This window comes from Microtetraspora sp. AC03309 (assembly GCF_020826795.1).
GTDB lineage: Bacteria > Actinomycetota > Actinomycetes > Streptosporangiales > Streptosporangiaceae > Microtetraspora > Microtetraspora glauca.
The window spans coordinates 35,408-57,880 of the sequence record NZ_JADDIL010000029.1 but is presented as its reverse complement, the minus strand read 5'-3'; the positions used below and the strand labels follow the sequence as shown (position 1 = coordinate 57,880).

The window sequence follows — 22,473 nt, the reverse complement described above, 5'->3', positions numbered from 1 at the left end:
CACCGTTGGGTGGTCGGCGCTCGGCGTTCGACGGCGGGGGAGGCCGGGGGTCAGGCGGTGCTCTTGGCGTCCAGCCGCTGGAGCGCCTTCGCCATCGGGAAGGCCGTCAGGCCGATCTGCCACTGCCGCGCCCCCAGTTGGCGCAGCCGTAGGGCGATCGACTCCTGGGACAGGTCGGCGGGCGGCTCCCAGGTGAGCCGCCGTACCGCGTCCGGCTGCAGCAAGTTCTCGGTGGGCATCCGGTGTTCGTCGGCGAGCGCGGCGATCACCGTCCGGGCCGCGGCCAGCCGCTTCGCCGCCTCCGGATCGCGGTCGGCCCACCGGTTGGCCGGAGGCGGACCGTCACCCGGCCCCATCGGCTGGGGCAGCTCGGCGTCCGGCATCGTCCGGCCCCGGGAGACCGCGGCCAGCCAGTCGCGCAGATGGCGACGCGCGCTCCTGCCGGTGAACGGGGCGATCTCGGTCAGCGCCTTCGTGGTGCGCGGCTGGTCGAGCGCGGCCTGCACGATCGCGGAGTCCGGCAGCACCCGCCCGGGGGCGAGGTCGATGTCCTGGGCGATCTCGTCCCGCAGCGTCCACAGCTCGCGGACCACGGCGAGGCCGCGCAGCGACCGTACGCGATGGATGCCCGAGGTGCGCCGCCACGGATCGCTGCGCGGAGGGGCGCTCGGAGCCGCGAGGATCGAGGAGAACTCCTCCAGGGCCCACTCCAGCTTGCCGCTGGAGGTCAGCTCCGAGAACAGGGCGTCCCTGAGCTCGATCAGCACCTCGACGTCGAGCGCCGCGTAGCGCAGCCAGTCTTCCGGGAGGGGGCGGTTGGACCAGTCGGCCGCCGAATGGCCCTTTTCCAGCCGCAGGCCCAGGACGACCTCGACCATCGTGCCCAGCCCGACCCGCTCGTAGCCGAGCAGCCGTCCCGCGAGCTCGGTGTCGAACAGCTTCCGCGGGCGGAAGCCCAACTCGGTCAGACAGGGCAGGTCCTGGGTCGCCGCGTGCAGGACGATCTCACCGTCGGCGACGGCGTCGTGCAGGGCGGTCAGGTCGGGACAGGCCACGGGGTCGATCAGCGCGGTGCCGGCCCCGGCCCGGCGCAACTGCACCAGGTAGGCGCGGCCGCTGTAGCGGTAGCCGGAGGCACGCTCGGCGTCCACCGCGACGGGGCCGCTCCCTCCGGCGAAGGCGCGCACGACCGCCGCGAGCGCGGCGTCGTCCTCGATGACGGGCGGAATTCCCTCACGCGGCTCCAACAAGAGCTGAACTTCAGGTTCGGTCACGAGTTACGGGGCTTTCGGATCTTCGCGACGCGCCGGGCGGAGCCGCAGCGCCGCGACATCGGGTGGAAGGGGTGGGATGCCCGCGGCGAGACACATCAGATCGCACCAGGCGGCGGCATGCGCGGACAGGTCCTCGTCAAGAGGGGACCAGGAGGCCCGCAACTCCAGCTCGGTGGTGACGGGGTCGGCGGACTTGTTGCCGAAACCCTCCGAGACGGCACGGGTCACCGTGCCGCCGGCCGCGGCGTAGGCCGCGCCGTGCGCGTCGAGCGACTCGGTGAGCCAGCTCCAGGCCACCGGGCCGAGCAGCGGATCCGTGGTGATCTCCGGCTCCATGTCGGCGCGGACGTAGGCGACCAGGCGGAACTGCCCCTCCCAGCCGCGTTGACCGTCCGGGTCGAACAGCATGATCAGACGGCCGACCGCCAGCTCGTCGTCGTCACGGTAGACGGAGGCTCCGACCGCCCCGGAATAGGGCGCGAGGCGCTGCGGCGCGGGGATGTCCTCCAGCTCGATCTCCGGTCTGACCTTGGCGGGCCGCAACGTCTCCAGCGCCCGCCGGAAGGCGGCCGGAGGCACGGGTGCGTCACCGAGGGTCATAGCCGAAGCGTAGGCCGGATTCGGGAGTGCACGAAGCAGGGGGATGGCTGTGGGGGGCATACGTACCGATCAAACCGAGGCCGTCGCAAGCAACAGGGCGAATCCGCAGGTCGTGCACACCCGCTCGGGACAGTCGTCGTGAGCGTCAGGGCAGGGCGGCTGTTCGAACGCACGCTCGGCGTCGCAACCGGCACAGTGCTCAGTGCGGTGTTCGGGGGAACTCCACATCGACGTCATCGCTCCGGGGCCTCTCGTCGGATCCACGGTTGTGTCCCTAGTGATCGGGACTGCTCTGACGTTGACATGTCCCGCCGACATTTCCCCGCAACGCGCTCGGCGTGTCTCGAAAGTGGTATTGGAATCGATGCCGGAAGCCCGATTGCGAACACTTTGCCGACCTGTGAGGTGAACCTCATGAAGCGGAGAGGTTCACCATACCGATGCTTGGCCCGCGCCGTACCGTCGGCGCGCGGCGACACGCGCGTACGCTCGCGAGTCTCCGGGCAGGAGAGGCGGCGGCGGGCGCCGTGCGCCGTGCCGGGAACGCGCGGTGAGGGGGGGGACGAATCCCGCGACCGGTGCGTGGGCCGGGCCCTTGACATGGGACGCTGGGATCGTGACTGCCCACCTTGCCGACTCAGCCTTCCTCCGCGCCTGCCGTCGCGAGCCCGTCCCGCACACGCCCGTCTGGTTCATGCGCCAGGCGGGGCGATCGCTCCCGGAGTACCGCCGGGTGCGCGAGGGGACCTCGATGCTCGACGCGTGCGCGACGCCGGACCTCGTGGTCGAGATCACCATGCAGCCGGTCCGGCGATACTCCACGGACGCCGCGATCTTCTTCAGCGACATCGTGGTTCCCCTCAAGGCCATCGGCGTCGCCCTCGACATCGTGCCGGGCGTCGGCCCCGTGGTGGACGCACCGATCCGTGACGCGTCCGCCGTCGCCACTCTGCGGCCCATCGAGCCGGGCGACGTCCCGTATGTCACGGAGTCCGTGCAGTCGCTCGTGAAGGAGCTCGACGGCATCCCCCTCATCGGGTTCGCCGGCGGGCCGTTCACACTCGCGTCGTACCTCATCGAGGGCGGTCCCTCGAAGAACCACGACCACACCAAGGCGATGATGTACGGCGAGCCGGAGTTGTGGCACGAGCTGATGGACCGGCTGGCCACGATCACCCTGGCCTTCCTGCGCATTCAGGTGGCCGCGGGCGCGTCCGCGATCCAGCTCTTCGACTCGTGGGTCGGCGCGGTCGCGCCGGCGGACTACCGCTCGTACGTGCTGCCGCACACCAGCAAGATCTTCTCGGGCCTGGTCGACCTCGGGGTGCCCCGCATCCACTTCGGCGTGGGAACGGGCGAGCTGCTCGGCCTGATGGGGGAGGCCGGCGCCGACGTCGTCGGGGTGGACTGGCGGGTGCCGCTCGACGAGGCCGCGCTCCGCGTCGGCGCGGGCAAGGCTCTGCAGGGGAACCTGGACCCGGCCATCCTGCTGGCCCCGTGGGAGGTCGTCGAGCCCCGCGCCCGTGAGGTGCTGGAGCGTGGCCGAGTGGCCGAGGGGCACGTTTTCAACCTCGGCCACGGCGTCCTGCCCTCCACCGACCCCGACCAGCTCGCGCGGCTGGCCGACTTCGTCCACGCGGCGTCCGCCCGCTGACCCGAGGATCGGCGCGCGCCGGACACAGGGCTGACACGGCGCCGGGCACAGGGCTGGGCACAGGGCTGCCACTGCGCTGGGCACAGGGCTGCCACTGCGCTGGGCACAGGGCTGCCACTGCGCTGGGCACAGGGCTGGGCACAGGGCCGACACGGCGCTGGAAATGGCGCCAGACAGGGTTGACATGGGTTCGCGCCGGACGTGGCCGCCGCCACGTCCGGCGCTTTCCTGACCCGGCGTCGCGAAGGAGTCAGGCGGACGTGCCGGGCGCCCCGCCCGTGCTCTCGCCGCCCGTGCTATCGCCGTTCGTGCTCTCGCCGTTCGTGGCCTCGCCGTTCGTGGCCTCGCCGGGACGGGGCGCGGAGCCGGCCGGTGCCGCGGAGCCGGGCCGCGCCGCGCCCGGCGACGCCGTACGGCGGGCACGGTTCCGGCGGTGGACCAGCACGAAGGGCAGCCCGACGAGGGCGGCCAGGACCAGCCAGGGCAGCAGCGCGCCCAGCACGGTGAGGCCGATCCCGACGGCCCTGACCAGCGTCTTCCAGCCGACCTCGAGACCGGCGAAGAACCCGGACTCCTTCGGCTTGGGCGTGGGGACCGTCGCCTTGGGCCCGGCCAGGCTGAGGGTGACGGTCGCCATGCCGGTCTGGGAGGCGAGCGCCTTCTGCCGCGCCTGGAGCGACTCCAACTCGGCCTCGCGGTTGGAGATCTCGCGTTCGATCTCCAGGATCTCGCCGATCTTCTCCGCCTTGCGCAGCAGCGTGCGGAACTGGTTGAGCGCCGACTCCGCCGACTTCACCCGGCTGGCCACGTCGGCGACCTCCTCGGTGACGTCCTGCGCGCCCTGGTGCAGCGACTCGCGTTTGCCGAGGTCACGGCCGAGCCGGGCCAGCACGTCCGGGTAGCCGGTCGGCGGGATCTTGAACGTGACGACCGCCTCGTCCCGCTTGGCGAACGAGTTGCTCCGCTCCTCGGAGACGTAGCCGCCCGCGCCGGTCACGATCTGCTTGGCCTGCTCCGCGGCGGCGCTGACGTCCTTCACCCGGACGGTCAGCTGGGCCGTGTAGATCACCGCCCGAGGGTCGGACACGATCCTCGTCTTCTGCGTGGACGCGGGCTTCGTTTCGCCGATCGCGTCGGCGCCGGCGCCCGAGCCGCCGCCCGAATCCGCCTGGGGGCGGGCGAGTTCTGGAACGACGGCGGCCTCGGTGGCGGACTCGTCACGGGCCACGGACTCGGAGGAACCGCTTGCCCCTCCGCAACCGGAGATCAGGAAGGCCGTCGCGACGATAACAGCTGTTCCGTACCGGAATCTGGTCATGTCCGTGAAGACGAGCCCGGGACCCGGCGGGTTCGGTGGACGGTGTCACGGTCCTGTCACGGGTTCCGCGCCGCGCGGTCACGTCGGTTCGGGGGCCGTGCCCCCCGCCCGGTAGCGTTAATCGCTATGGAAGGAACCCCAGCTCCGCGCCATGTCGTGGTCGTCGGCGGTGGAATCGCCGGCCTGGCCGCCGCCCTCTATCTGCGGCGCGGCGCCACCCGCGAGATACGGATCACCGTTCTGGAGGGGGCGCCGCGGATCGGCGGCAAGCTCCACGTGTCCGAGGTGGCCGGTCTGGAGGTGGACGCCGGCGCCGAGGCCATGCTGGCCCGCAGGCCCGAGGGCAAGGAACTGGCCAGGCTCGCCGGAATGGACGACATGCTCGTCTACCCCGGCACGACGCACGCGTCCATCCTGTCCAGGGGCACGCTTCGCGCGCTGCCCAAGGGACAGGTGATGGGCGTCCCGTCCGACCTGGCCGCGCTCGCCGCGTCGCGGGTCCTGTCCCCCGGGGGACTGGCCCGGGTCGCGCTCGACCGGATCCTTCCCCCGACCACGGTCACCACGGACGTCTCCGTGGCCGCCTACATCCGGGCCCGCGTGGGGGGCGAGGTCGTCGACCGGCTCGTCGAACCGCTGCTCGGCGGGGTCTACGCCGGCCGGTCGGAGATGCTCTCCCTCCAGGCGACCATGCCGCAGATCGCCGCCATCGCGCGTACGGAGCGGTCCCTGACGCAGGCCGTCGGCGATGTCGTCGCGGCGGTTCCCAAGGACGCGGGGCCGGTCTTCACCACGCTCAAGAACGGCATGGGCAGCCTGCCCGAGGCGGTCGCGAAGGCGTCCGGAGCAGACGTCAGGACCGGTGTGACGGTCCGCGAGCTGGTCCGGATCCCGGGCGGTTGGCGGCTCGTCACCGGCCCCACCCGGGACGAGGAGATCATCGAGGCCGACGCCGTCGTGCTCGCCGTGCCCGCGACCGCGGCCGCGCGGCTGTTGCGGCGCGAGGTCCCGGGCGCGGCCGCCGAACTGGCCGGGATCGAGTACGCCAGCATGGCCATCGCCACCCTGGCCTATCCCAGGGACGCGTTCCCCGTGCCGCCGTCCGGCAGCGGTTACCTGGTCCCGCCGGTCGAGCGCAGGCCGGTCAAGGCGGCGACCTTCAGCACGATCAAGTGGCCGCACCTGGCCGAGGCCGACCCCGGCGTGGTGGTCGTGCGCTGCTCCATGGGACGTCTGGGGGAGGAGCACGTCCTCCAGCGGGACGACGCCGAGCTGGTGGCCATCGCGGTGAGCGAGATGGCCGACGTCACCGGGGTGCGGGTGTTCCCGATCGACACCCGGATCACCCGCTGGGGCGGCTCCCTGCCGCAGTACAACGTCGGTCACCTCGGCAGGGTCGCCCGCATCCGCGCGGCGACGGCCATCCAGCCCGGTCTGGCGGTCTGTGGTGCGGCCTACGACGGTGTCGGGGTTCCCGCGTGCGCCGCCACCGCCCGCACCGCCGCCACCCAGATCCTCGACCATCTCGCCGCGAGCGAGCCGCGGGCCGCGGCTGGGGCGGCGAACGACCCGAAAGGGTGAGACGGCAGAATGGAACGCATGACGGACGGCACATCGCGTCCCAAGGCGCGTGATCTCAACCAGGTGATCCGGTACACCATGTGGTCGGTCTTCCGGCTGCGCGACCAGCTACCTCCGAGCCGCGACGGCGTCGCCGACGAGGTCGACGAGCTGCTCGCGCAGGCGGGCGGCAAGGACGTCGTGACCCGCGGGTGCTACGACGTCTCCGGGTTCCGCGCGGACGCTGACTACATGTTCTGGTGGCACGCTCCGGCGGCCGAGGACCTGCAGGAGGTCTACTCCCGCTTCCGCCGTACCGCGCTCGGCCGCGTGAGCGAGCCCGTCTGGTCGGCGATGGCGCTGCACCGGCCGGCGGAGTTCAACAAGTCGCACATCCCGGCGTTCCTGGCGGAGGAGGAGCCGAGGGGGTTCGTCTCGGTCTATCCGTTCGTGCGCTCCCTTGAGTGGTACCTCCTCGACGATGTCGAGCGCCGGACCATGCTCGCCGAGCACGGCAGGATGGCCCGCGACTTCCCGGATGTACGGGCGAACACCGTGGCCTGCTTCGCGCTGAACGACTTCGAGTGGATGCTCGCGTTCGAGGCCGACGAGTTGCACCGCATCGTCGACCTCATGCGCCACCTGCGCGGAGCCGAGGCCCGCCGCCACACCCGGATCGAGATCCCGTTCTACACCGGGCGCAGGAAGCCGGTCAGCGAGCTGGTCGCGGCCCTGCCCTGACCTGTTGCCGCGTTCCACCCGCAGCGCCCGCCGGTGACCCGGCGGGCGCTGCGCGTGTACGGGCCCGGGTGCGTACGGCGCCCGCGGCGCGGGTAGAACCCCCGCGGATGACCCTCCCTGTACGAGAGGATGACCCTCCCTGTACCAATTGCCGAGAACCGCCGATATGATCTCGTTATCTTTGTCATACTCGGGCAAAGTCCTTATGTCGTTGTGAGGCGAGGTGTCGAGGGTTCTGGCACGTTCCAGGGGTCGCCGCCGGAAGCGGCGCACCAAATCGCGCGTGATCAAGGCGTCCGTCGGCCTGGTGGCACTGGCCGGGTGTGCCGTCGTGGTGCGGCCGCTGCTCGCCGGCTCCGGTGCGCCCTCTCCGGTCCGCGCGGCCGCGGTCGCGCCCGTCGCGAGCCCGGCGGGCGAGCTGACCGTCACCAGCGCCGACGGCGCCGCGAGCGCCGGCCGGGTCGGCGGCTCGAAGGGCGAGGTCATGGCGTCCGGCCGGTCGAAGTACACGGACGACCAGGCGATCACCTATTTCACGAGCCGCTGGAACGACAAGACGACCAAGCGGGTCAGGGACATCCGCACGACCGGCCGATATCTGCGCATCTACACGAACCTGTCGGAGAACGCGAGCAACTCCAAGCCCGCCATCGCGCTGTGCGAGAGGGGCCTGAAGTACCTCAAGGAGATCGGGGAGAGCAACCCGGTGGTCTTCGTCCAGGCGAAGTTCGGCCAGAACGGCAACCCCGTCCTGGCCAACATCCTCGGTCCGGACGACAAGACCTGCCGCGTCACGCACCCCAAGCCCAAGTGACCGCCGAGGCGGACCTCACTCGGCCGGTTCGTGGGTCAGGCAGACGGAGTTGATGCAGTAACGGTCGTCGGTGGGGGTGGGGTAGCCCTCACCGTGGAAGACGTGGCCGAGATGCGAGTCGCACCGGGCACAGCGGACCTCCACCCGGCTCATGCCCAGGGAGTCGTCCTCCAGCAGCGTGACCGCGTCCGAGCCCGACGGCTCGAAGAACGACGGCCAGCCGCAGTGCGAGTCGAACTTGGCCTCGGAGCGGAACAGTTCGGCGCCGCAGGCGCGGCAGGAGTAGACCCCCACCGTTTTCGTGTCGACGTACTCCCCGGTGAAGGGCCGCTCCGTGCCCGCCTGACGCAGCACGCGGAACTCCTCGGGCGAGAGCTGGACGCGCCATTCGGCGTCGCTTTTGATGACCTTGTCCATGTCTGCCTGCCTCTGTGAGATCGATCCCGTGGTCATCGCGTAAGAACCACGGAAGGGCCCGAGACCTTCCCGGCGGAGTTCTTTCCGGGCGAAGCATCCTTCGGAGGTCGTTTCGGCGTCTTCACTGGTGAGAGGGCCGATCCTCCCCGTGAGGGAGGGGCCGGCCGTCCCGCCGTCGCGGCGGCGAAGCGCCCTACCCGTGCTGGACGCCGCCCGTACGGCAGGAGGGTTGCCGTCCGGAGGGGCGGCACGCCGGGTCCGTCCCGTCCTACCTTCCGGCCGAGGCCGGTGCCCAGTGCCGGGCACCGAAGGCCGAACGCCGAGGTCCGGGACGGACCCGCTCCGTCCCGGGTAGGGTCCGGAACATGGCTTCGCCGTTTATCGAGATCAAAGCGGGTGACCGGACCGTCAAGGTGACCAATCCGGACAAGGTCTACTTTCCCGGCATCGGCGCCACCAAGCGCGACCTGGTGGAGTACTACGTGAGCGTCGGGGAGGGGGTCCTGCGCGCGCTGTACGACCGCCCGACGCACCTCAAGCGGCACCCCGACGGCGTCGAGACCGAAGCGATCTACCAGAAGCGGATGCCCAAGCATCCCGACTGGATCGAGACGGTGACCGTGCGGTTCCCCAGCGGGCGCACCGCCGACGCGTTCCGTCCCACCGAGATCGCCGCGATCGCCTGGTGCGCGAACCTCGGCACGATCGACTTCCACCCCTGGCCCGTACGCGCGGCCGACGTGGAACACCCCGACGAACTGCGCGTCGACATCGATCCGCAGCCCGGCACCGGGTTCGACGAGGCGCGCAAGGTCGCCTTCGTCGTCCGCGAGGTCCTCGACGAGCTGGGCGTGACCGGCTTCCCGAAGACCTCGGGCAGCCGCGGGATCCACGTCGCCGTCCGCATCCGGCCGGAATGGACCTTCACCGAGGTACGGCACGCGTCCATCGCGCTCGCCCGTGAGGTGGAGCGGCGCGCTCCCGCCCTCGCGACCACCGCCTGGTGGAAGGAGGAGCGCGGCGAGCGGATCTTCATCGACTACAACCAGAACGCCCGCGACCGCACCGTCGTCGCCGCCTACTCCGTGCGCGCCCGGCCGGAGGCACCGGTGTCCGCCCCCGTGACCTGGGACGAGCTGGCCGACTGCGATCCGCGCGACTTCGACATCAGGACGATGCCGGAGCGCTTCGCCCGGCTCGGCGACGTGCACCGGGCCATCGACGACGAGGCGTTCGGCATCGAGACGCTGCTGGAGTGGTACGCCGCGGACGACCGCGGCGACCTGCCGTACCCGCCGAACTATCCGAAGATGCCCGGCGAGCCCAAGCGCGTCCAGCCGTCCAAGGCGCGCCCGTCCTAGCGTTGTGCCGGACGCGACCCATCGGGCTTCGTCCGCACATGGCGCCTGGCCGGGAGGCCGGCTAGAAGCGGTGGGCCATCGAGGCCGTCAGCAGCACCAGGACGAACGTGGAGACACCGGCGACGCCGTGCAGGACGACCGCGATCACGGGGAAGCGGCGTTCCGCGCCCCGGGCGTGGCGTCCCCGGCCCAGCCAGCGGGTGAACAGCGTGAACCCGAGCAGCGCCACGGCGGTCAGCACGGCGAAGGCGCCCCAGGCGTACCCGCTCTCGCGGGTGAGCAGGAAGCCGATCCACAGCCCGAGACCCGCCACCGCCAGAGCCGGATGGGTGAGGATCAGCGTGACGGGGAACGCGGTGACCTTCGTCGCCTGCTGCCGTAGGCCGCTGCCCGCCAGCCACAGGACCAGCAGGTAGAGCCCGGCCAGCACGGTGAGGATCCAGACTGCGAGTGCGGCGAGTTCCAAGCTCTCCTCCGGAGCGGATCCGAAGCGGACACCCGGCCCGTCGGTCCCGTTGGCTCGATCCAACACCGTCCCCCACAAGGCGGGAACAGGGGACATCGAACCGTTATCTGCGGGGCTCCGGACGGCATGCCCTGCGGAGGTCCCTCCCATGTACGTCGGGCGGATGTGCCACTGTAGAGACCGTGCGCCGCATACATCCCGACTTCGAGGACGATCCGGATCTCGTCGCCGCCTATGCCCAGCCCGCGGGCGAGTGGCTGCGGCTCAACATGGTGGCCAGCGCGGACGGCGGTGCCTGGCTCAAGGGCCTGTCCGGCGGCCTGTCCAGCGAGGGGGACCGCCGGGTCTTCGGGATCCTGCGCGGCCTCGCCGACGTGATCCTCGCCGGTGCCGCCACGGTGCGCACCGAGGGGTACGGCCCGGCCCGGCCACGCGAGTCGTGGCGCGCCCTGAGGGAGGGCCGTCCCCCCGCGCCGCCGGTGGCGGTCGTCACCCGGCGGCTCGACCTGGACCTCGGCAGCCCCCTGTTCACCGAGACGGAGCCGTACGCGCGGACGATCGTGATCACCACGGAGTCCGCGCCGCGCGACCGGCGGGCGGAGGCGGCCAAGAAGGCCGATGTGATCATCGCGGGGGAGTACCGCGTCGATCTGGTGCCGGCGGTCCGCGAGCTGCGCGACCGCGGCCTGGGCGCGATCCTGTGCGAGGGAGGGCCGCGGCTGAACGCGCAGCTCGCCGCCGCCGGCCTGGTGGACGAGCTGTGCCTCACCGTCAGCCCGCTGCTGATCGGAGGCGACGCGGCCCGCATCCTGAACGGCGCCGCCTCCCAGACCCGGCTGACGCTCGCCCAGGTCCTCCAGGAGGAGGGTTTCCTCTTCTGCCGATACATGAGGGAGATGTCGGATGAACTTGCCGGTTGAGCCGCCCGTGGCCCCGATGCTGGCCAAGGCGGTCAAGCGGCTGCCGGACCAGGACGGATCGCTCTTCTACGAGCCGAAGTGGGACGGCTTCCGCTGCATCGTGTTCCGCGACGGCGACGAGGTCTATCTCGGCAGCAGGAACGAGCGGCCGTTCACCAGATACTTCCCCGAGCTGGTCCAGGCCGTGCGCGACGAGCTGCCCGAGCGGTGTGTCGTGGACGGCGAGATCGTCGTCATGAGCGGCCAGACGCTCGACTTCGACGCGCTCCAGCAGCGCATCCACCCGGCGGAGTCGCGGGTGCGGCTGCTCGCCGAGCGGACGCCCGCGTCGTTCGTCGCGTTCGACCTGCTCGCGCTGGGCGACGAGGACCTGATGGCCGCGCCGTTCGCGGACCGGAGGGCCCGGCTGGAGGAGGCGCTGGCCGGCGCGGGCCGCTCGATCCGGCTCACGCCCGTCACGCGGGACGAACGACGGGCCGCCGAGTGGTTCGACACCTTCGAGGGGGCCGGGCTGGACGGCATCGTCGTCAAACCCGGCACGCTGCCGTACGAACCGGACCGGCGGGTGATGTTCAAGGTCAAGCACGAGCGGACGGCCGACTGCGTCGTCGCCGGATACCGCGAGCACAAGACCGGCTCGGTGGTCGGCTCGCTGCTCCTGGGGCTGTACGACGCGGACGGGCGGCTGCACCACGTGGGTGTGGTGGCGGCGTTCCCGATGAAGCGCCGCGCCGAGCTGGTGGGGGAGCTCGCGCCGTACCGGCTGGAGGACCTGGGCGAGCATCCCTGGGCGTCGTGGGCGGCGCAGGGCGGCGAGACGGCGCCCGACGGCGGCCAGCGGATGCCCGGCGCGGTCTCCCGGTGGAACGCCAAGAAGGACCTGTCGTTCATCCCGCTCCGGCCCGAGCTGGTGGTCGAGGTGGCCTACGACCACATGGAGGGCGACAGGTTCCGGCACACCGCCCAGTTCCGCCGCCGGCGTCCGGACCGCGAGCCGTCCTCGTGCACGTACGAGCAGCTCGAACGGCCCGTGGCCTACGACCTCGACGACATCCTGCCGCGCTGATCCGGGAGGGGACGGAAATCTCGTCTCAGCCCGTCAGCGCGCGGATGGCGGCGGTCACGACGACCGCGACCGCGACGACCACCAGGAACGGCGCCCGCAGCAGCAGCGCGACGGCGGCCGCCGCGACCCCGGCGGCCCGCGCGTCGACGACCAGGGCCTGACCGCTCCCGAAGGTCTGGATCGCGGTGAGGGCGGCCAGCATCGCGATGGGCACCAGGGCGGCGGTCCGCCGTACGAGGGGCCGGTCAAGCAGCCCGGCGGGCACGGAGATGCCGAGCAGCTTGACGGCGTAGCAGCCGAGGGCCGTGACGGCGATGGCGATCCAGACGGTCAACGGTGCGCCTCCTCGCGGCGGGGAAAGGTCAGGACGATCGGCGCGGCCAGCGCCGCGACCAGGACGGGGACGCCCGCGGGAAGCAGCGGCAGGCATGCCAGCGCGAGCACGACGGCGAGGAACGCGACCAGCGCCTCCTGCCGCCCGCGCAACATGGACGCGAGCAGCGCCAGGAAGGCGGCGGGGCCCGCCGCGTCCAGCCCCCAGGCCGACGGGTCGCCGAGGGCGGCCGCTCCGAGCGCGCCGAGGAAGGTGCTCAGGTTCCAGAGCGTGTACAGGCTGGCCCCGGTGACCGTGAACCCGAGCCTGGCGCTGTCCCGGTCCGGCTGCGCCATGGCCACGGCCGAGGTCTCGTCGATGATCCACTGCGCGGCGAACGGGCGCACCGCGCGGGGCAGGCGCAGCAGGTGCGACAGCCGCAGCCCGTAGAAGGCGTTGCGCACGCCGAGGAACAAGGCCCCCGCCACCGCCGCGGCGGGATTGCCGCCCGCTCCCAGCGCGCCGACGAGCGCGAACTGCGACGCCCCGGTGAAGACGAGAAGGGAGAGCGCGCACGTCTGCGCCAGGCTCAGCCCGGCGCCGGCCGAGGTCACGCCGAAGGCGAACCCGGACAGGCCGACGGCCACCCCCACTCCCAGGGCGTCCCGTACGACCGCGGCCCGGGGTCGGCCGGGTGTCCGTTCTTCCTCGATTCGCGCTGATGCCGTCGTCACGCGCCCGAGGTTACGCGGCGCCGCCAAAACGGTCTTGTACGTTCTTGCGCTCCCGCTGGTACGCCCCAGGAGGCACGCCGACGACGCGGGTGAAGTGCCGGTTCAGGTGCGGCTGGTCGGTGAATCCCACGGTCACGGCGGCGACGGCGGGGGTGACCCCCTCGTCCAGCAGGTGGCGGGCCCGGCGGACCCGGGCGTCGGTGAGCCAGCTGTGGGGCGGCATGCCGTACGCGGTGCGGAACGCCCGCAGCAACGCGAAGGGGCCGGTGCCGAGTTCGGCGGCGAGCCGTTCGAGGGAGGGCGGGGCGGCCATCCGCTCCTCCAGGATGTCCCGGGCCCTGGCCGCGTTCCGCGCGCCCGCGCCGCGCGGGGTGGACGCGATCAGCGCGGTGCCGTGCGAGCGGAGCAGCCGGGCCACGGTGATCCGCAGCAGGGTGTCCGCGGCCAATGTGTTGCGCTCGTCCACGGCGCGCAACACCTCGGTGACGAGGCGTACGGCGTGCGGGTCATGGGCGACGGGGACGGCGAACCCGGCGGTGCCCCTGATCGAGATCGTCTCGGCGGCGACCGCCGCGACCAGCTCGGCGGCCGGATAGACGGCGCTGTAGGTCCACCCCTCCGGCACGCCCGCCCGGCCGGTGTGCGGGGTGTCGGGGTTGATCAGCGCGAGGCTGCCGGGTCCGGCGCGCTCGATGCTGTCGCGCACGTGGAACTCGTCGACGCCCCGGGTGACCGCGGCGATGACGAAGTTCTCATGGGTGTGCCGGATGAAGGTCTTGCTGACGTAGCGGGCCCGGAGCAGGTCCACCCCCGGAAGTCCCGGGTGCCGCCAGTGTCGCGCCTCCTCTTCCTCGTCCGGGGTCATGTACTTGATTGTCCGGGAAAGCGATGAAAATCGGTGCGGCGCCCCCCGGACCCGTCGTCCGCCCACCCTCAGGCGGAACGCGACGCCGTGGACGCTCCTGAGCCTGGCCGCCAGCTGCCCCTCCCCGGCGGCCCGGAGACTCCGTGTGAGGCGAACCTTTGTGGGCGTACCTCCGCGCGCGCTCTCAAGAAGGGAGTCAACTGGGGGTTGACGATTTGGGCATCGTCAACCTACGGTTGACGCATGGAGAATCCTGTTCATTCGACGAACCCCGTCCGGCTCGACGACCTGATCGAGGCCATCAAGAAGGCGCACACCGACGCGCTCGACCAGCTCTCCGACGCGGTCATCGCCGCCGACCACCTCGGCGAGGTCGCTGACCACCTGATCGGTCACTTCGTCGATCAGGCCAGGCGCTCGGGCGCGTCGTGGACCGACATCGGCAGGAGCATGGGCGTCACCAAGCAGGCGGCCCAGAAGCGGTTCGTCCCGAAGGCGTCCGGCGAACCGTCGGTTCTCGATCCCGAGGGATTGAACCGGTTCACCCTGCGAGCGAAGAACGTCGTGACGGCGGCGCAGAACGAATCCCGCGCGGCGGGCAACGACGAGGTCCGCCCCGAACACCTGGTGCTGGGGCTCCTGAGCGAGCCGGACGCCCTGGCCGCGAAGGCGATCGTCGCGCGGGGTGTGCCGCTGGAGACCGTCCGGCGGGCCGTGACCGCGACGCTGCCCCCGAGGGCCGCCCAGGTGCCGGAGACCGTCCCGTACGACTCGCAGACGCGCAAGGCGCTGGAACTCGCGTTCCGGGAGGCCCTGCGGCTGGGACACAACTACATCGGGACCGAGCACATCCTGCTCGGACTGCTGGAGCTCGAAGACGGCGCGGGCGTGCTCGCCGGCCTCGGCGTCGACAAGGCGGCCGTCGAAGCCGACATCACCGCGGCACTGGCGGCCATCGTCGCGGCCCGAGGGCAGGGGTGACCTGAGGGAAGGCCGTCAGGCGGGGTCCTCCCTGGCACAGCGCAGGATCTGCACGGACCTCGCGGTGACGGACACGTCCACCCCCGCGGGCCAGGTCTCACCGGGGAAGGGGCCCTGACCGGGAGCATCGTCCGCCGTGTCGAGCACGGGACGCCAGCAGTCGCCGAACTCCGTGCCGGGCAGGGTGAACGTGAGGCTCTCGTGATGGGCGTTGATGAGCAGGAGGAATGAGTCGTCCGTGATCCGCTCGCCCCGGGGGCCCGGCTCGGAGATGGCGTCGCCGTTCAGGAACACCGCCAGCGACTTGGCGTAGCTCGCGTGCCAGTCGGCGGAGACCATCTCCTTGCCCGACGGCGTGAGCCAGACGATGTCGCGCACGTCGTCGCCCGCCCTGCGGCCGTAGAAGAACCGGCGCCTGCGGAACACGGGGTGGTCACGCCGGAGCGTGGCGAGCATCCGGACGAACTCCAGGAGGTTCGCCTCGGTCTTGACCAGCGACCAGTCGACCCAGGAGGTCTCGTTGTCCTGGCAGTAGGCGTTGTTGTTGCCGCCCTGCGTGCGCCCGAACTCGTCACCCGCGAGCAACATCGGGACGCCCTGGGAGGCGAACAGCGTGGCGAGGAAGTTGCGCCGCTGCCGGTGGCGGAGCCGTACGATCCCGGGGTCCTCGACCGGGCCCTCGGCCCCGCAGTTCCACGAACGGTTGTCGTCGGTGCCGTCGCGGTTGTGCTCGCCGTTGGCGTCGTTGTGCTTGCGGTTGTAGGAGACCAGGTCGGTCAGCGTGAACCCGTCGTGGCAGGTCACGAAGTTGATGGACGCCACCGGGCGGCGGCCGCTCGTGGCGTACAGGTCGCTCGACCCGGTGAGCCGGGAGGCGAACTCCGGCATCGTGCGCGAGCCGCCGCGCCAGAAGTCACGGACGGAGTCGCGGTACTTGCCGTTCCATTCGGTCCACAGGGGCGGGAAGTTGCCGACCTGGTAGCCTCCCGGGCCGACGTCCCACGGCTCGGCGATCAGCTTGACCTGCGAGATCACCGGATCCTGCTGGATCAGGTCGAAGAACGCGGACAGCCGGTCCACGTCGTGCAGTTCGCGGGCGAGCGCGGCGGCCAGGTCGAACCTGAACCCGTCGACGTGCATCTCCAGCACCCAGTAGCGGAGCGAGTCCATGATCAGCTGCAGTGCGTGCGGGGAGCGGACGTTCAGCGAGTTGCCGCAGCCGGTGTAGTCGAGGTAGTAGCGCCGGTCGGAGTCGTGCAGCCGGTAGTAGGCGGCGTTGTCGATGCCCCGGAAGCCGAGCGTGGGTCCCATGTGGTCGCCCTCGGCCGTGTGGTTGTAGACCACGTCCAGGATGACCTCGATGCCGGCCTCGTGCAGCGCCCGGACCATGGCCTTGAACTCCTGGACCTGCTCGCCCCGCTGCCCCGCGCTGGAGTAAATGTTGTGCGGCGCCAGGTAGGCGATGGTGTTGTAGCCCCAGTAGTTCGTCAGGCCGCGCGCCACCATGGCGTGCTCGGGGACGAACTGGTGGACCGGCATCAGCTCCACCGCCGTCACGCCGATCGCCAGCAGATGCTCGATCACCGCCGGGTGGGCCAGTCCGGCGTAGGTGCCGCGCTGCTCGTCCGGAACGTCGGGGTGCCGCATCGTCAGACCGCGCACATGCGCCTCGTAGATCACGGTCTCGTGGTATGGCGTGCGCGGCGGCCGGTCGTTGCCCCACTCGAAGAACGGGTTGATCACCACGTTCTTCGGCATGTACGGCGCGGAGTCGTCGGTGTTCAGCCGCCCGGGGTCGGTGAAGTGGTAGGAGAAGAGCGCCTCGTTCCAGCGCACGCCGCCCTCGATGGCCTTGCCGTACGGGTCGAGGAGGAGCTTGGCGGGGTTGCACCGGTGGCCGTGCTCCGGCTCGTACGGCCCGTGCACGCGGAAGCCGTACCGCTGGCCCGGCATGATCCCCGGCAGGTAACCGTGCCAGACGAAGCCATCCATCTCGGGCAGGTCGACGCGCGTCTCGGCGCCGTCGTCGTCGAACAGGCATAGTTCGACCCGCTCGGCGACCTCGGAGAACACCGAGAAACTGGTGCCCACGCCATCCCAGGTGCCGCCGAGTGGATACGGCTCTCCAGGCCAGACTTCGCGCATGTAGCCCCATTCTCCTCTCAGGAGGGGCCTTCGTGTACCCCAAAAGATCTGCGAGATCTAGCCCTGTTTTGCTCCTATTTATCCAGATTTATCACCTTATGTGAAGTTAATTGGGCCGCCGTTCACCCGCCCGGAGCGGGACGCACGCGGGCCCCCGCCCCGACCGGGACGGCCGGAAGCGGGGGCCCGCGAGGTCGATCAGCCGACGAGTTCGGCGTTCAGGCTGATGGTGGTGCCGGTCAGGGCCTGGCTCACCGGGCAGTTGGCCTTGGCGGTCTCGGCCGCCTGCTGGAAGTCCTCGGCCGAGATGCCGGGAACCTGGCCGCGCACCGAGATGACGATGCCCGTGATGCCCTCGCCGGGCTGGAAGGTCACGTCCGCCCTGGTCTCCAGCGACTGCGGCGGCGTCCCGGCCTTGGCCAGGCCGTTGGACAGCGCCATCGAGAAGCAGGAGGAGTGGGCGGCCGCGATCAGCTCCTCGGGGCTCGTCTTGCCGTTCGCCTGCTCCGCCCTGGACGGCCAGGAGACGTCGAAGGTGCCGACGCCCGAGGAGTCCAGTGAGACCGTGCCGGAGCCCTCGAAGAGCGTGCCCTTCCACTGGGTGGTCGCGGTACGGGTGGTCGCCATGGCGATATCCCTTCAGTCGTAAGTCCTCAGCTTCAGTTCCAGGAGCGACCCTAACGCCGCCGGCACCGGCGACGTGGAACCGGCCCGCTGTCAGGCCGGGATCGGTCCCCGCGCGTCAGGACCGCCGGGACGGGCGGCCGGCATCGGCCGACGAGAGCCTCAGGTCGAGGCCGTGCCGACCCGGCCGCCGTACCTGTCGTGCGTCCGAGGGCATCCCGCGGACAGGGTCAGCGGATGACGGTCTCGATGTCCAGGCCGAGCTGTGCGGCGCCGTCGAGCGCCAGGTCCCGCGCGTAGTCGTCGTCCGTCTCCGACAGCACCCGGTGGATCCCGCCGATCGCCCGCCGGTCGCCCCTGGCCGCCAGTCCGCGTACGGCCTCCGCGACGGTCGTGATGTCGCCGTCGGCGAGCCGGGCGGCCAGCGCCTCCCGGATGCGCGGCGTGTCGGCGTCCAGGCCGGCGAGCCCCATGGTCGCCCAGTCGCGCACCTCGGTGTCGCCTTCCTCGCTGAGCCGTACCAGCCGGGACAACCCCTCCTCGTCGTCCGGGGGCAGCACGGCGGCGAGCGCGATGGCGTCGCTCATGGACGGTCTCCTGCCCGGACGGTCCACGATCTCCAGCACCTCGGGAAGCGCCTCCGCGTCGCCGTGGTGCGCGATCGCGCCGAGGAGCGCGTCGACGACCTTGGGCTCGGTCTCCGTACGGGCCAGCCGCCGCAGGATCGCCAGGCTGCGCTCGTGGAAGGGCCGAACGCCCGCGTCGTAGCCGAACTGGGCGAGGACGTCCACCGCGAACTCGCGGTCCGTCGCGTCGCCGCTGTCGCACAGCTCCGCCGCCGCCTCGAACGTCTCGTCGTCGTGCCGTTTCTGCAGGGCGTGGACCGCCGCCCACCAGGTCTCGCCGTCTTCGTCGACCTCCCGGTACGGCACCGCGCGGGCGACCAGGTCCTCGGCCGGTGTGCGCAGGCCCAGCGCCTCCTCCAGGAGGATGGTGATCGCGGCGTGGCCGCGCTGGCGGGTGGCCTGGAATCCGTCGCCCCTGGCGTCCCTGGCCTCGACGGTGATCAGCTCGGTGCCGTCGTCGGCGTGGCTCCTCGCGACCATGACGGCCCATCCCGGCTCCGCGTGCCGGGCGACCTCCTCGCGCATCTCCGCCTCCAGGTCGGTGCCCGCCCAGCGCCTGGCGATGCTCAGGGCCGTGTCGCACGCCCCGTCCGCCCGCGCCGGGTCGGCGCCGTGCTCCAGGAGCGACCAGACGACCCCGTACGCGCCGAAGCGAGCGGCCGCGGTGAGGGGCGTGGTGTCCTCGTCGTCGGCGGCGTCGGGATCCGCGCCCGCGTCGAGGAGGACGTCCGCGGACATGAGATGCCCTTGGGCGGCGGCCCACAGGAGGGCGGTCCAGCCGCCGCCCTCCCGGGCGTTCGGGTCGGCGCCCCCGTCCACCAGGGCCTGGATGGTCTCCCAGTGATTCCAGCAGGCGGCCCCGCAGAGGGGGAGCCCCTCGTCCGTCCCGCCGCTCGGCTGGTCCGGGTCGGCCCCGTACTCGAGCAGCAGCCGTACCATCTCGTGGTCGCCGTTGACGGCCGCCCGGTAGAGCGGAGTGGTCCCCGGTGCGCGGTTCAGATCCGTGTCGGGATGGAGCATCCGCCGCACCCTGCCGACGTCGCCTTCCGAAACCGCGTGCAGAAGCTCACGGTATGTCACTCTTCCATGGTCACACAGGTGGACAAATGGTTCCTTCCCAGGGAGGAGGGGCGGCCGTCCTCGTGGGGATAATCTTGTCCCGTGAGTGATCTGGGTGGAATGCGAGCATCCGACGCCGAGCGAGAGGCCGTGGTCGAAAGGCTCCGGGAGGCGTCCGTCGACGGGCGTCTGACCCTGGCCGAACTGACCGAGCGTACCGAGGCGGCCTACCTGGCCCAGACCCACGCCGAGCTCGGGCAGCTCACCGCGGACCTCCCCGGAGGCGCGCCCGCTCCGGCCTACCGCCCGCCGGCCACCGGAGGCGGCGGCGGGGGCGGAAAGGTCCGCAAGTGGATCGTCGCGGTGATGGGCGACGCCAAGCGGCAGGGCAGCTGGCGCATCGACCAGGAGATCGGCGCGGTCTGCGTGATGGGCGACGTCACGCTCGACCTGCGCGAGGCCGAGGTCCGTACGAACGCGATCGACATCGTGGCGACCTGCGTCATGGGCGACATCAAGATCATCGTGCCCGACGGCGTGGACGTCGAGCTGTCCGGCATGACCATCATGGGCGACAAGAAGGTCCAGGTGGTCGAGGCTCCGCCCAACCAGAACGCCCCCGTGGTCCGGGTCCGCGCGTACGTCGTGATGGGCGACGTGAAGATCATCGGCGACTCCCGGGCCAGGCCGATCAAGCGCGGCTGGTTCGCGTGGAGCGAGTGGTGGCAGGAGCGCCGCGCGGAGGCGTACCACGGCCTCCACCATGGCCTCGGGCACGACGCGCGCCACGGTCTGCGCCACGATCTGCGTCACGATCTGCGTCACGATCCCCGCCAGGCCCTCGACGAGGCGCGGGACTCCTACCGCGAGATGCGCAGGGACGCCCGCGAGAGCCACCGGGAGATGCGCAGAGAGGTCCGGGAGACCCGCAGGGAGGCGCGGGACGCGTGGCGTGACGCCCGCGACGGATACCCGCCGGAGCCCCCCGCGCCGCCGCAGTCCCCTCGCCGGTGAACCGCGGCCCTCGGTCGAGCGCCAGGTCCCGCGCGCCTCGCCGGTGAACCGCGGCCCTCTGGCCGGGTGCCGGGGGCGGGTGCACGATCGGGTTCTCGATCAGGTGAAGCCGTATGAAAGTCGCGTGCAACGGGCGGGCCGGGCTCGGGAGTAGTGATCGGTGAGAGTTTCACCGGACGAATGAGGACTCCATGCGGGACCGGGCGGATCCTTCGGTAGGTGGCGTCCGAGCCGCACGCGCGTCCGGGCATGGGCGGGCGGCACGGAGACGCGTCAGGTCGGTCGGTTGCGTCAGTTGAGCGACGAGCCGGGGCTGGCGACCGGCAGGCCGAGCGCGGAGGCGGCGGCCAGCATGCGCTTGTCATAGGTCACGAAGTGGTCCACGACTACCCCGAACTGCATCGCCGTTGCGAGATGGATCGCGTCCAAGCTACGCAACATCGAATCGGAGAAGGTGGCGGCCACGCCGCGAACGGTCACGTCGATGTCGATCCTCTGGATGCCGGCAAGGACGGGAGGAACTCGATCGAGGCGCTCCGGGGCGACACGCCGTATGCTTCGTGGCACCTCAACTTCGACCAGCGCTGAGGTGAGTGGGGGATTGTCCGTTCGGCTCGCCAGCCACTCTTGCAGTGCCAGAGATTCCGGTTCGGGGTGGATCATCTTGACGATGGCGGCGCTGTCCATGTAGATCAAAAGCGCTCGTCCTCCCTCATACGGATGAGGCCCTCCGCGGCGTTGACGTCGTCGTACGGTTCGGTGTCCATCTCGGCGACCACGTCGCTGAACCGGCGTGTCGCCGGGGTGGCCCGGCCTTGGGCGACCCAGTCGTCGAGGATCGCGGTCGGCCCGGGTACGGGAACCAGCCGCGCGACGGTGCGGCCGTCCTTGATCACCTCGATGGTCTCGCCCGCCAGGGCCTTGTCGAGGCAGTCCGCGGCGTGATCGGCGAACTCCGTGACTCCGATGCGCTCCATAGCTTCCATCATGCGTTTCACGAGGTCACCGCAGAGCCGCGCACCCTGCTTCGTGGCCGAAACGACACGATGGGTAGTCGGAATATCGCTCTGGGTGGTTCTAGGCGGTCGCGGCGGGTTCCGGCTGCTGTACGGCCTGCGCGTAGCGGTCGAGGAGCAGCGTGACGAGTTCGGGAGCGGGGCCGAGGACGTCGGCGACCCGGTGGGCCCCGGCCGCCAGCGTGTCCCGGCGGACCTTGTCGGCGAAATGGCCGGGGGCCAGCAGGTAGGGGGCGACGACCACCCGGGGAGCCCCGGCGCGCGACAGCCGTACGACCTCGTCCGCGGGCGCGGGAGCGGCGGCGGAGGCGTAGGCGGGGGTCACCGACCACCACGACCGCCGACGGGCCCAGGAGCGCGCCACGCGCGCCACGACCGCGTTGGCCCGTGCGTCGCTCGAACCGGCGGAGACCAGCACGACGGCCGTCTCGGGATCGCCGGCCTCCACTCCGGCTTCCTCCAGGCGGCGTTCCAGGGCGGTGACGAGCAGCGGGTGCGGTCCCAAGGTCGGCCCGAGGTGGACCCGCAGCCGAGGCCGGCGCGCGGTCGCCTCGCGCAGCGCGGCCGGGATGTCCACCCGGCTGTGGTAGGCCGCGGTGAGCAGCAGCGGCAGCACCACGGCCTCGTCCAGCCCGGACAGGGCCCGCCCCAGCGTCGGCGGCGCGTGATCCAGATAGGCGGTCCGCACGTCCAGGTCCGGTCGCGCCAGCCGTACCGCGTCGAGCAGCGCCTCGACCGCCGTGGCGGCGCGCGGGTCACGGGACCCGTGCGCCACGGCGATCAGCGGTGGGCCGGTCGGATGCTGGTTCACGGATGGACTCTCAGGACTTTCGGGCTACCGGGGCGGACGCTTCGGGACTTCTCGTGGCCGGGTCAACGGGATGCCCGCGTACGGTCACGCGCGG

General features: G+C 71.4%; 23 protein-coding genes. 9 read left to right on the top strand and 14 right to left on the bottom strand.

What is annotated here, in order from left to right; all coding sequences use genetic code 11:
* Nucleotides 1–50 precede the first annotated feature (50 nt).
* Both IMZ11_RS18925 and IMZ11_RS18920 read right to left on the bottom strand, forming a co-directional pair.
* On the bottom strand, nt 51–1,274 hold the full coding sequence (locus IMZ11_RS18925) for a ribonuclease D (protein ID WP_228643235.1): 1,224 nt from the start codon (nt 1,272–1,274) through the stop codon (nt 51–53).
* Nucleotides 1,275–1,277: 3 nt separating this feature from the next.
* Entirely contained in the window at nt 1,278–1,874 is a 597-nt protein-coding gene (locus tag IMZ11_RS18920) for a DUF3000 domain-containing protein (RefSeq protein ID WP_061255357.1), read from the bottom strand.
* Nucleotides 1,875–2,490: 616 nt separating this feature from the next.
* On the opposite strand from IMZ11_RS18920, the gene hemE reads away from it, so the two are divergent.
* The gene (gene hemE / locus IMZ11_RS18915) at nt 2,491–3,528 is read left to right on the top strand and encodes a uroporphyrinogen decarboxylase (protein WP_228643233.1); all 1,038 of its coding nucleotides are present in this window, start codon (nt 2,491–2,493) and stop codon (nt 3,526–3,528) included.
* Nucleotides 3,529–3,778: 250 nt separating this feature from the next.
* On the opposite strand, the gene IMZ11_RS18910 is transcribed toward hemE, so the two are convergent.
* Nucleotides 3,779–4,846 (bottom strand): DUF4349 domain-containing protein, encoded by a 1,068-nt coding sequence (locus tag IMZ11_RS18910; protein WP_228643231.1) that lies wholly within the window; start codon nt 4,844–4,846, stop codon nt 3,779–3,781.
* A 126-nt stretch (nt 4,847–4,972) separates the two neighbouring features.
* On the opposite strand from IMZ11_RS18910, the gene hemG reads away from it, so the two are divergent.
* The 3 genes from hemG to IMZ11_RS18895 all read left to right on the top strand — a co-directional run bounded on the left by hemG (nt 4,973) and on the right by IMZ11_RS18895 (nt 7,961).
* A complete protein-coding gene (gene hemG / locus IMZ11_RS18905; protein ID WP_228643229.1) occupies nt 4,973–6,427 on the top strand; it encodes a protoporphyrinogen oxidase in 1,455 nt (484 codons plus the stop codon).
* A gap of 18 nt (nt 6,428–6,445) precedes the next feature.
* Nucleotides 6,446–7,147 (top strand): hydrogen peroxide-dependent heme synthase, encoded by a 702-nt coding sequence (gene hemQ / locus IMZ11_RS18900; protein WP_228643226.1) that lies wholly within the window; start codon nt 6,446–6,448, stop codon nt 7,145–7,147.
* Nucleotides 7,148–7,430: 283 nt separating this feature from the next.
* A complete protein-coding gene (locus IMZ11_RS18895; RefSeq protein ID WP_228643224.1) occupies nt 7,431–7,961 on the top strand; it encodes a hypothetical protein in 531 nt (176 codons plus the stop codon).
* A 15-nt stretch (nt 7,962–7,976) separates the two neighbouring features.
* Here IMZ11_RS18895 and msrB read toward each other — a convergent pair whose 3' ends face one another.
* Entirely contained in the window at nt 7,977–8,378 is a 402-nt protein-coding gene (gene msrB / locus IMZ11_RS18890; protein ID WP_228643222.1) for a peptide-methionine (R)-S-oxide reductase MsrB, read from the bottom strand.
* Between the two features lie 365 nt (nt 8,379–8,743).
* Here msrB and ligD point away from each other — a divergent pair, with 365 nt between their 5' ends.
* Nucleotides 8,744–9,739: a non-homologous end-joining DNA ligase gene (gene ligD, locus IMZ11_RS18885; RefSeq protein ID WP_228643221.1), complete on the top strand. Its 996-nt coding sequence runs from the start codon at nt 8,744–8,746 to the stop codon at nt 9,737–9,739.
* A gap of 61 nt (nt 9,740–9,800) precedes the next feature.
* Here the strand turns inward: ligD and IMZ11_RS18880 are convergent, their stop codons facing one another.
* Nucleotides 9,801–10,205 carry a hypothetical protein gene (locus IMZ11_RS18880; RefSeq protein ID WP_228643218.1) on the bottom strand — a complete coding sequence of 135 codons (405 nt, stop codon included), beginning with the start codon at nt 10,203–10,205 and terminating at the stop codon, nt 9,801–9,803.
* Nucleotides 10,206–10,387: 182 nt separating this feature from the next.
* On the opposite strand from IMZ11_RS18880, the gene IMZ11_RS18875 reads away from it, so the two are divergent.
* Nucleotides 10,388–11,125, top strand: a complete 738-nt coding sequence (locus tag IMZ11_RS18875; RefSeq protein ID WP_061255365.1) for a pyrimidine reductase family protein — start codon at nt 10,388–10,390, stop codon at nt 11,123–11,125.
* Nucleotides 11,109–12,191 (top strand): ATP-dependent DNA ligase, encoded by a 1,083-nt coding sequence (locus tag IMZ11_RS18870; RefSeq protein WP_228643216.1) that lies wholly within the window; start codon nt 11,109–11,111, stop codon nt 12,189–12,191. The genes IMZ11_RS18875 and IMZ11_RS18870 overlap by 17 nt, the downstream gene beginning before the upstream one ends.
* Before the next feature lie 25 nt (nt 12,192–12,216).
* On the opposite strand, the gene IMZ11_RS18865 is transcribed toward IMZ11_RS18870, so the two are convergent.
* The 3 genes from IMZ11_RS18865 to IMZ11_RS18855 are packed head-to-tail and all read right to left on the bottom strand — an operon-like array spanning nt 12,217 to nt 14,103.
* Nucleotides 12,217–12,525 carry an AzlD domain-containing protein gene (locus IMZ11_RS18865; RefSeq protein WP_061255367.1) on the bottom strand — a complete coding sequence of 103 codons (309 nt, stop codon included), beginning with the start codon at nt 12,523–12,525 and terminating at the stop codon, nt 12,217–12,219.
* The gene (locus tag IMZ11_RS18860; RefSeq protein WP_228643214.1) at nt 12,522–13,238 is read right to left on the bottom strand and encodes an AzlC family ABC transporter permease; all 717 of its coding nucleotides are present in this window, start codon (nt 13,236–13,238) and stop codon (nt 12,522–12,524) included. Before IMZ11_RS18860 ends, IMZ11_RS18865 begins: the two co-directional genes overlap by 4 nt.
* Before the next feature lie 10 nt (nt 13,239–13,248).
* Complete coding sequence (locus IMZ11_RS18855) at nt 13,249–14,103, bottom strand: AraC family transcriptional regulator (RefSeq protein ID WP_228643212.1); 855 nt, start codon at nt 14,101–14,103, stop codon at nt 13,249–13,251.
* Between the two features lie 243 nt (nt 14,104–14,346).
* On the opposite strand from IMZ11_RS18855, the gene IMZ11_RS18850 reads away from it, so the two are divergent.
* Complete coding sequence (locus IMZ11_RS18850) at nt 14,347–15,084, top strand: Clp protease N-terminal domain-containing protein (RefSeq protein WP_228643210.1); 738 nt, start codon at nt 14,347–14,349, stop codon at nt 15,082–15,084.
* A 15-nt stretch (nt 15,085–15,099) separates the two neighbouring features.
* Here the strand turns inward: IMZ11_RS18850 and glgX are convergent, their stop codons facing one another.
* The 3 genes from glgX to IMZ11_RS18835 all read right to left on the bottom strand — a co-directional run bounded on the left by glgX (nt 15,100) and on the right by IMZ11_RS18835 (nt 19,559).
* The gene (gene glgX / locus IMZ11_RS18845; protein WP_228643208.1) at nt 15,100–17,229 is read right to left on the bottom strand and encodes a glycogen debranching protein GlgX; all 2,130 of its coding nucleotides are present in this window, start codon (nt 17,227–17,229) and stop codon (nt 15,100–15,102) included.
* A gap of 198 nt (nt 17,230–17,427) precedes the next feature.
* The gene (locus IMZ11_RS18840) at nt 17,428–17,856 is read right to left on the bottom strand and encodes an OsmC family protein (protein ID WP_061255370.1); all 429 of its coding nucleotides are present in this window, start codon (nt 17,854–17,856) and stop codon (nt 17,428–17,430) included.
* 227 nt (nt 17,857–18,083) lie between these two features.
* Nucleotides 18,084–19,559, bottom strand: coding sequence for an ankyrin repeat domain-containing protein (locus IMZ11_RS18835; RefSeq protein WP_228643206.1), 1,476 nt, complete (start codon nt 19,557–19,559; stop codon nt 18,084–18,086).
* An 81-nt stretch (nt 19,560–19,640) separates the two neighbouring features.
* Here IMZ11_RS18835 and IMZ11_RS18830 point away from each other — a divergent pair, with 81 nt between their 5' ends.
* Nucleotides 19,641–20,552 carry a DUF1707 domain-containing protein gene (locus tag IMZ11_RS18830; protein WP_228643204.1) on the top strand — a complete coding sequence of 304 codons (912 nt, stop codon included), beginning with the start codon at nt 19,641–19,643 and terminating at the stop codon, nt 20,550–20,552.
* A gap of 291 nt (nt 20,553–20,843) precedes the next feature.
* Here IMZ11_RS18830 and IMZ11_RS18825 read toward each other — a convergent pair whose 3' ends face one another.
* From IMZ11_RS18825 to IMZ11_RS18815, 3 genes are all read right to left on the bottom strand, one after another.
* Nucleotides 20,844–21,239: a type II toxin-antitoxin system VapC family toxin gene (locus IMZ11_RS18825; RefSeq protein ID WP_228643320.1), complete on the bottom strand. Its 396-nt coding sequence runs from the start codon at nt 21,237–21,239 to the stop codon at nt 20,844–20,846.
* A gap of 5 nt (nt 21,240–21,244) precedes the next feature.
* Complete coding sequence (locus IMZ11_RS18820; protein WP_228643202.1) at nt 21,245–21,529, bottom strand: type II toxin-antitoxin system Phd/YefM family antitoxin; 285 nt, start codon at nt 21,527–21,529, stop codon at nt 21,245–21,247.
* 100 nt (nt 21,530–21,629) lie between these two features.
* Nucleotides 21,630–22,379 (bottom strand): sirohydrochlorin chelatase, encoded by a 750-nt coding sequence (locus tag IMZ11_RS18815; RefSeq protein WP_228643200.1) that lies wholly within the window; start codon nt 22,377–22,379, stop codon nt 21,630–21,632.
* Nucleotides 22,380–22,473: the final 94 nt, after the last annotated feature.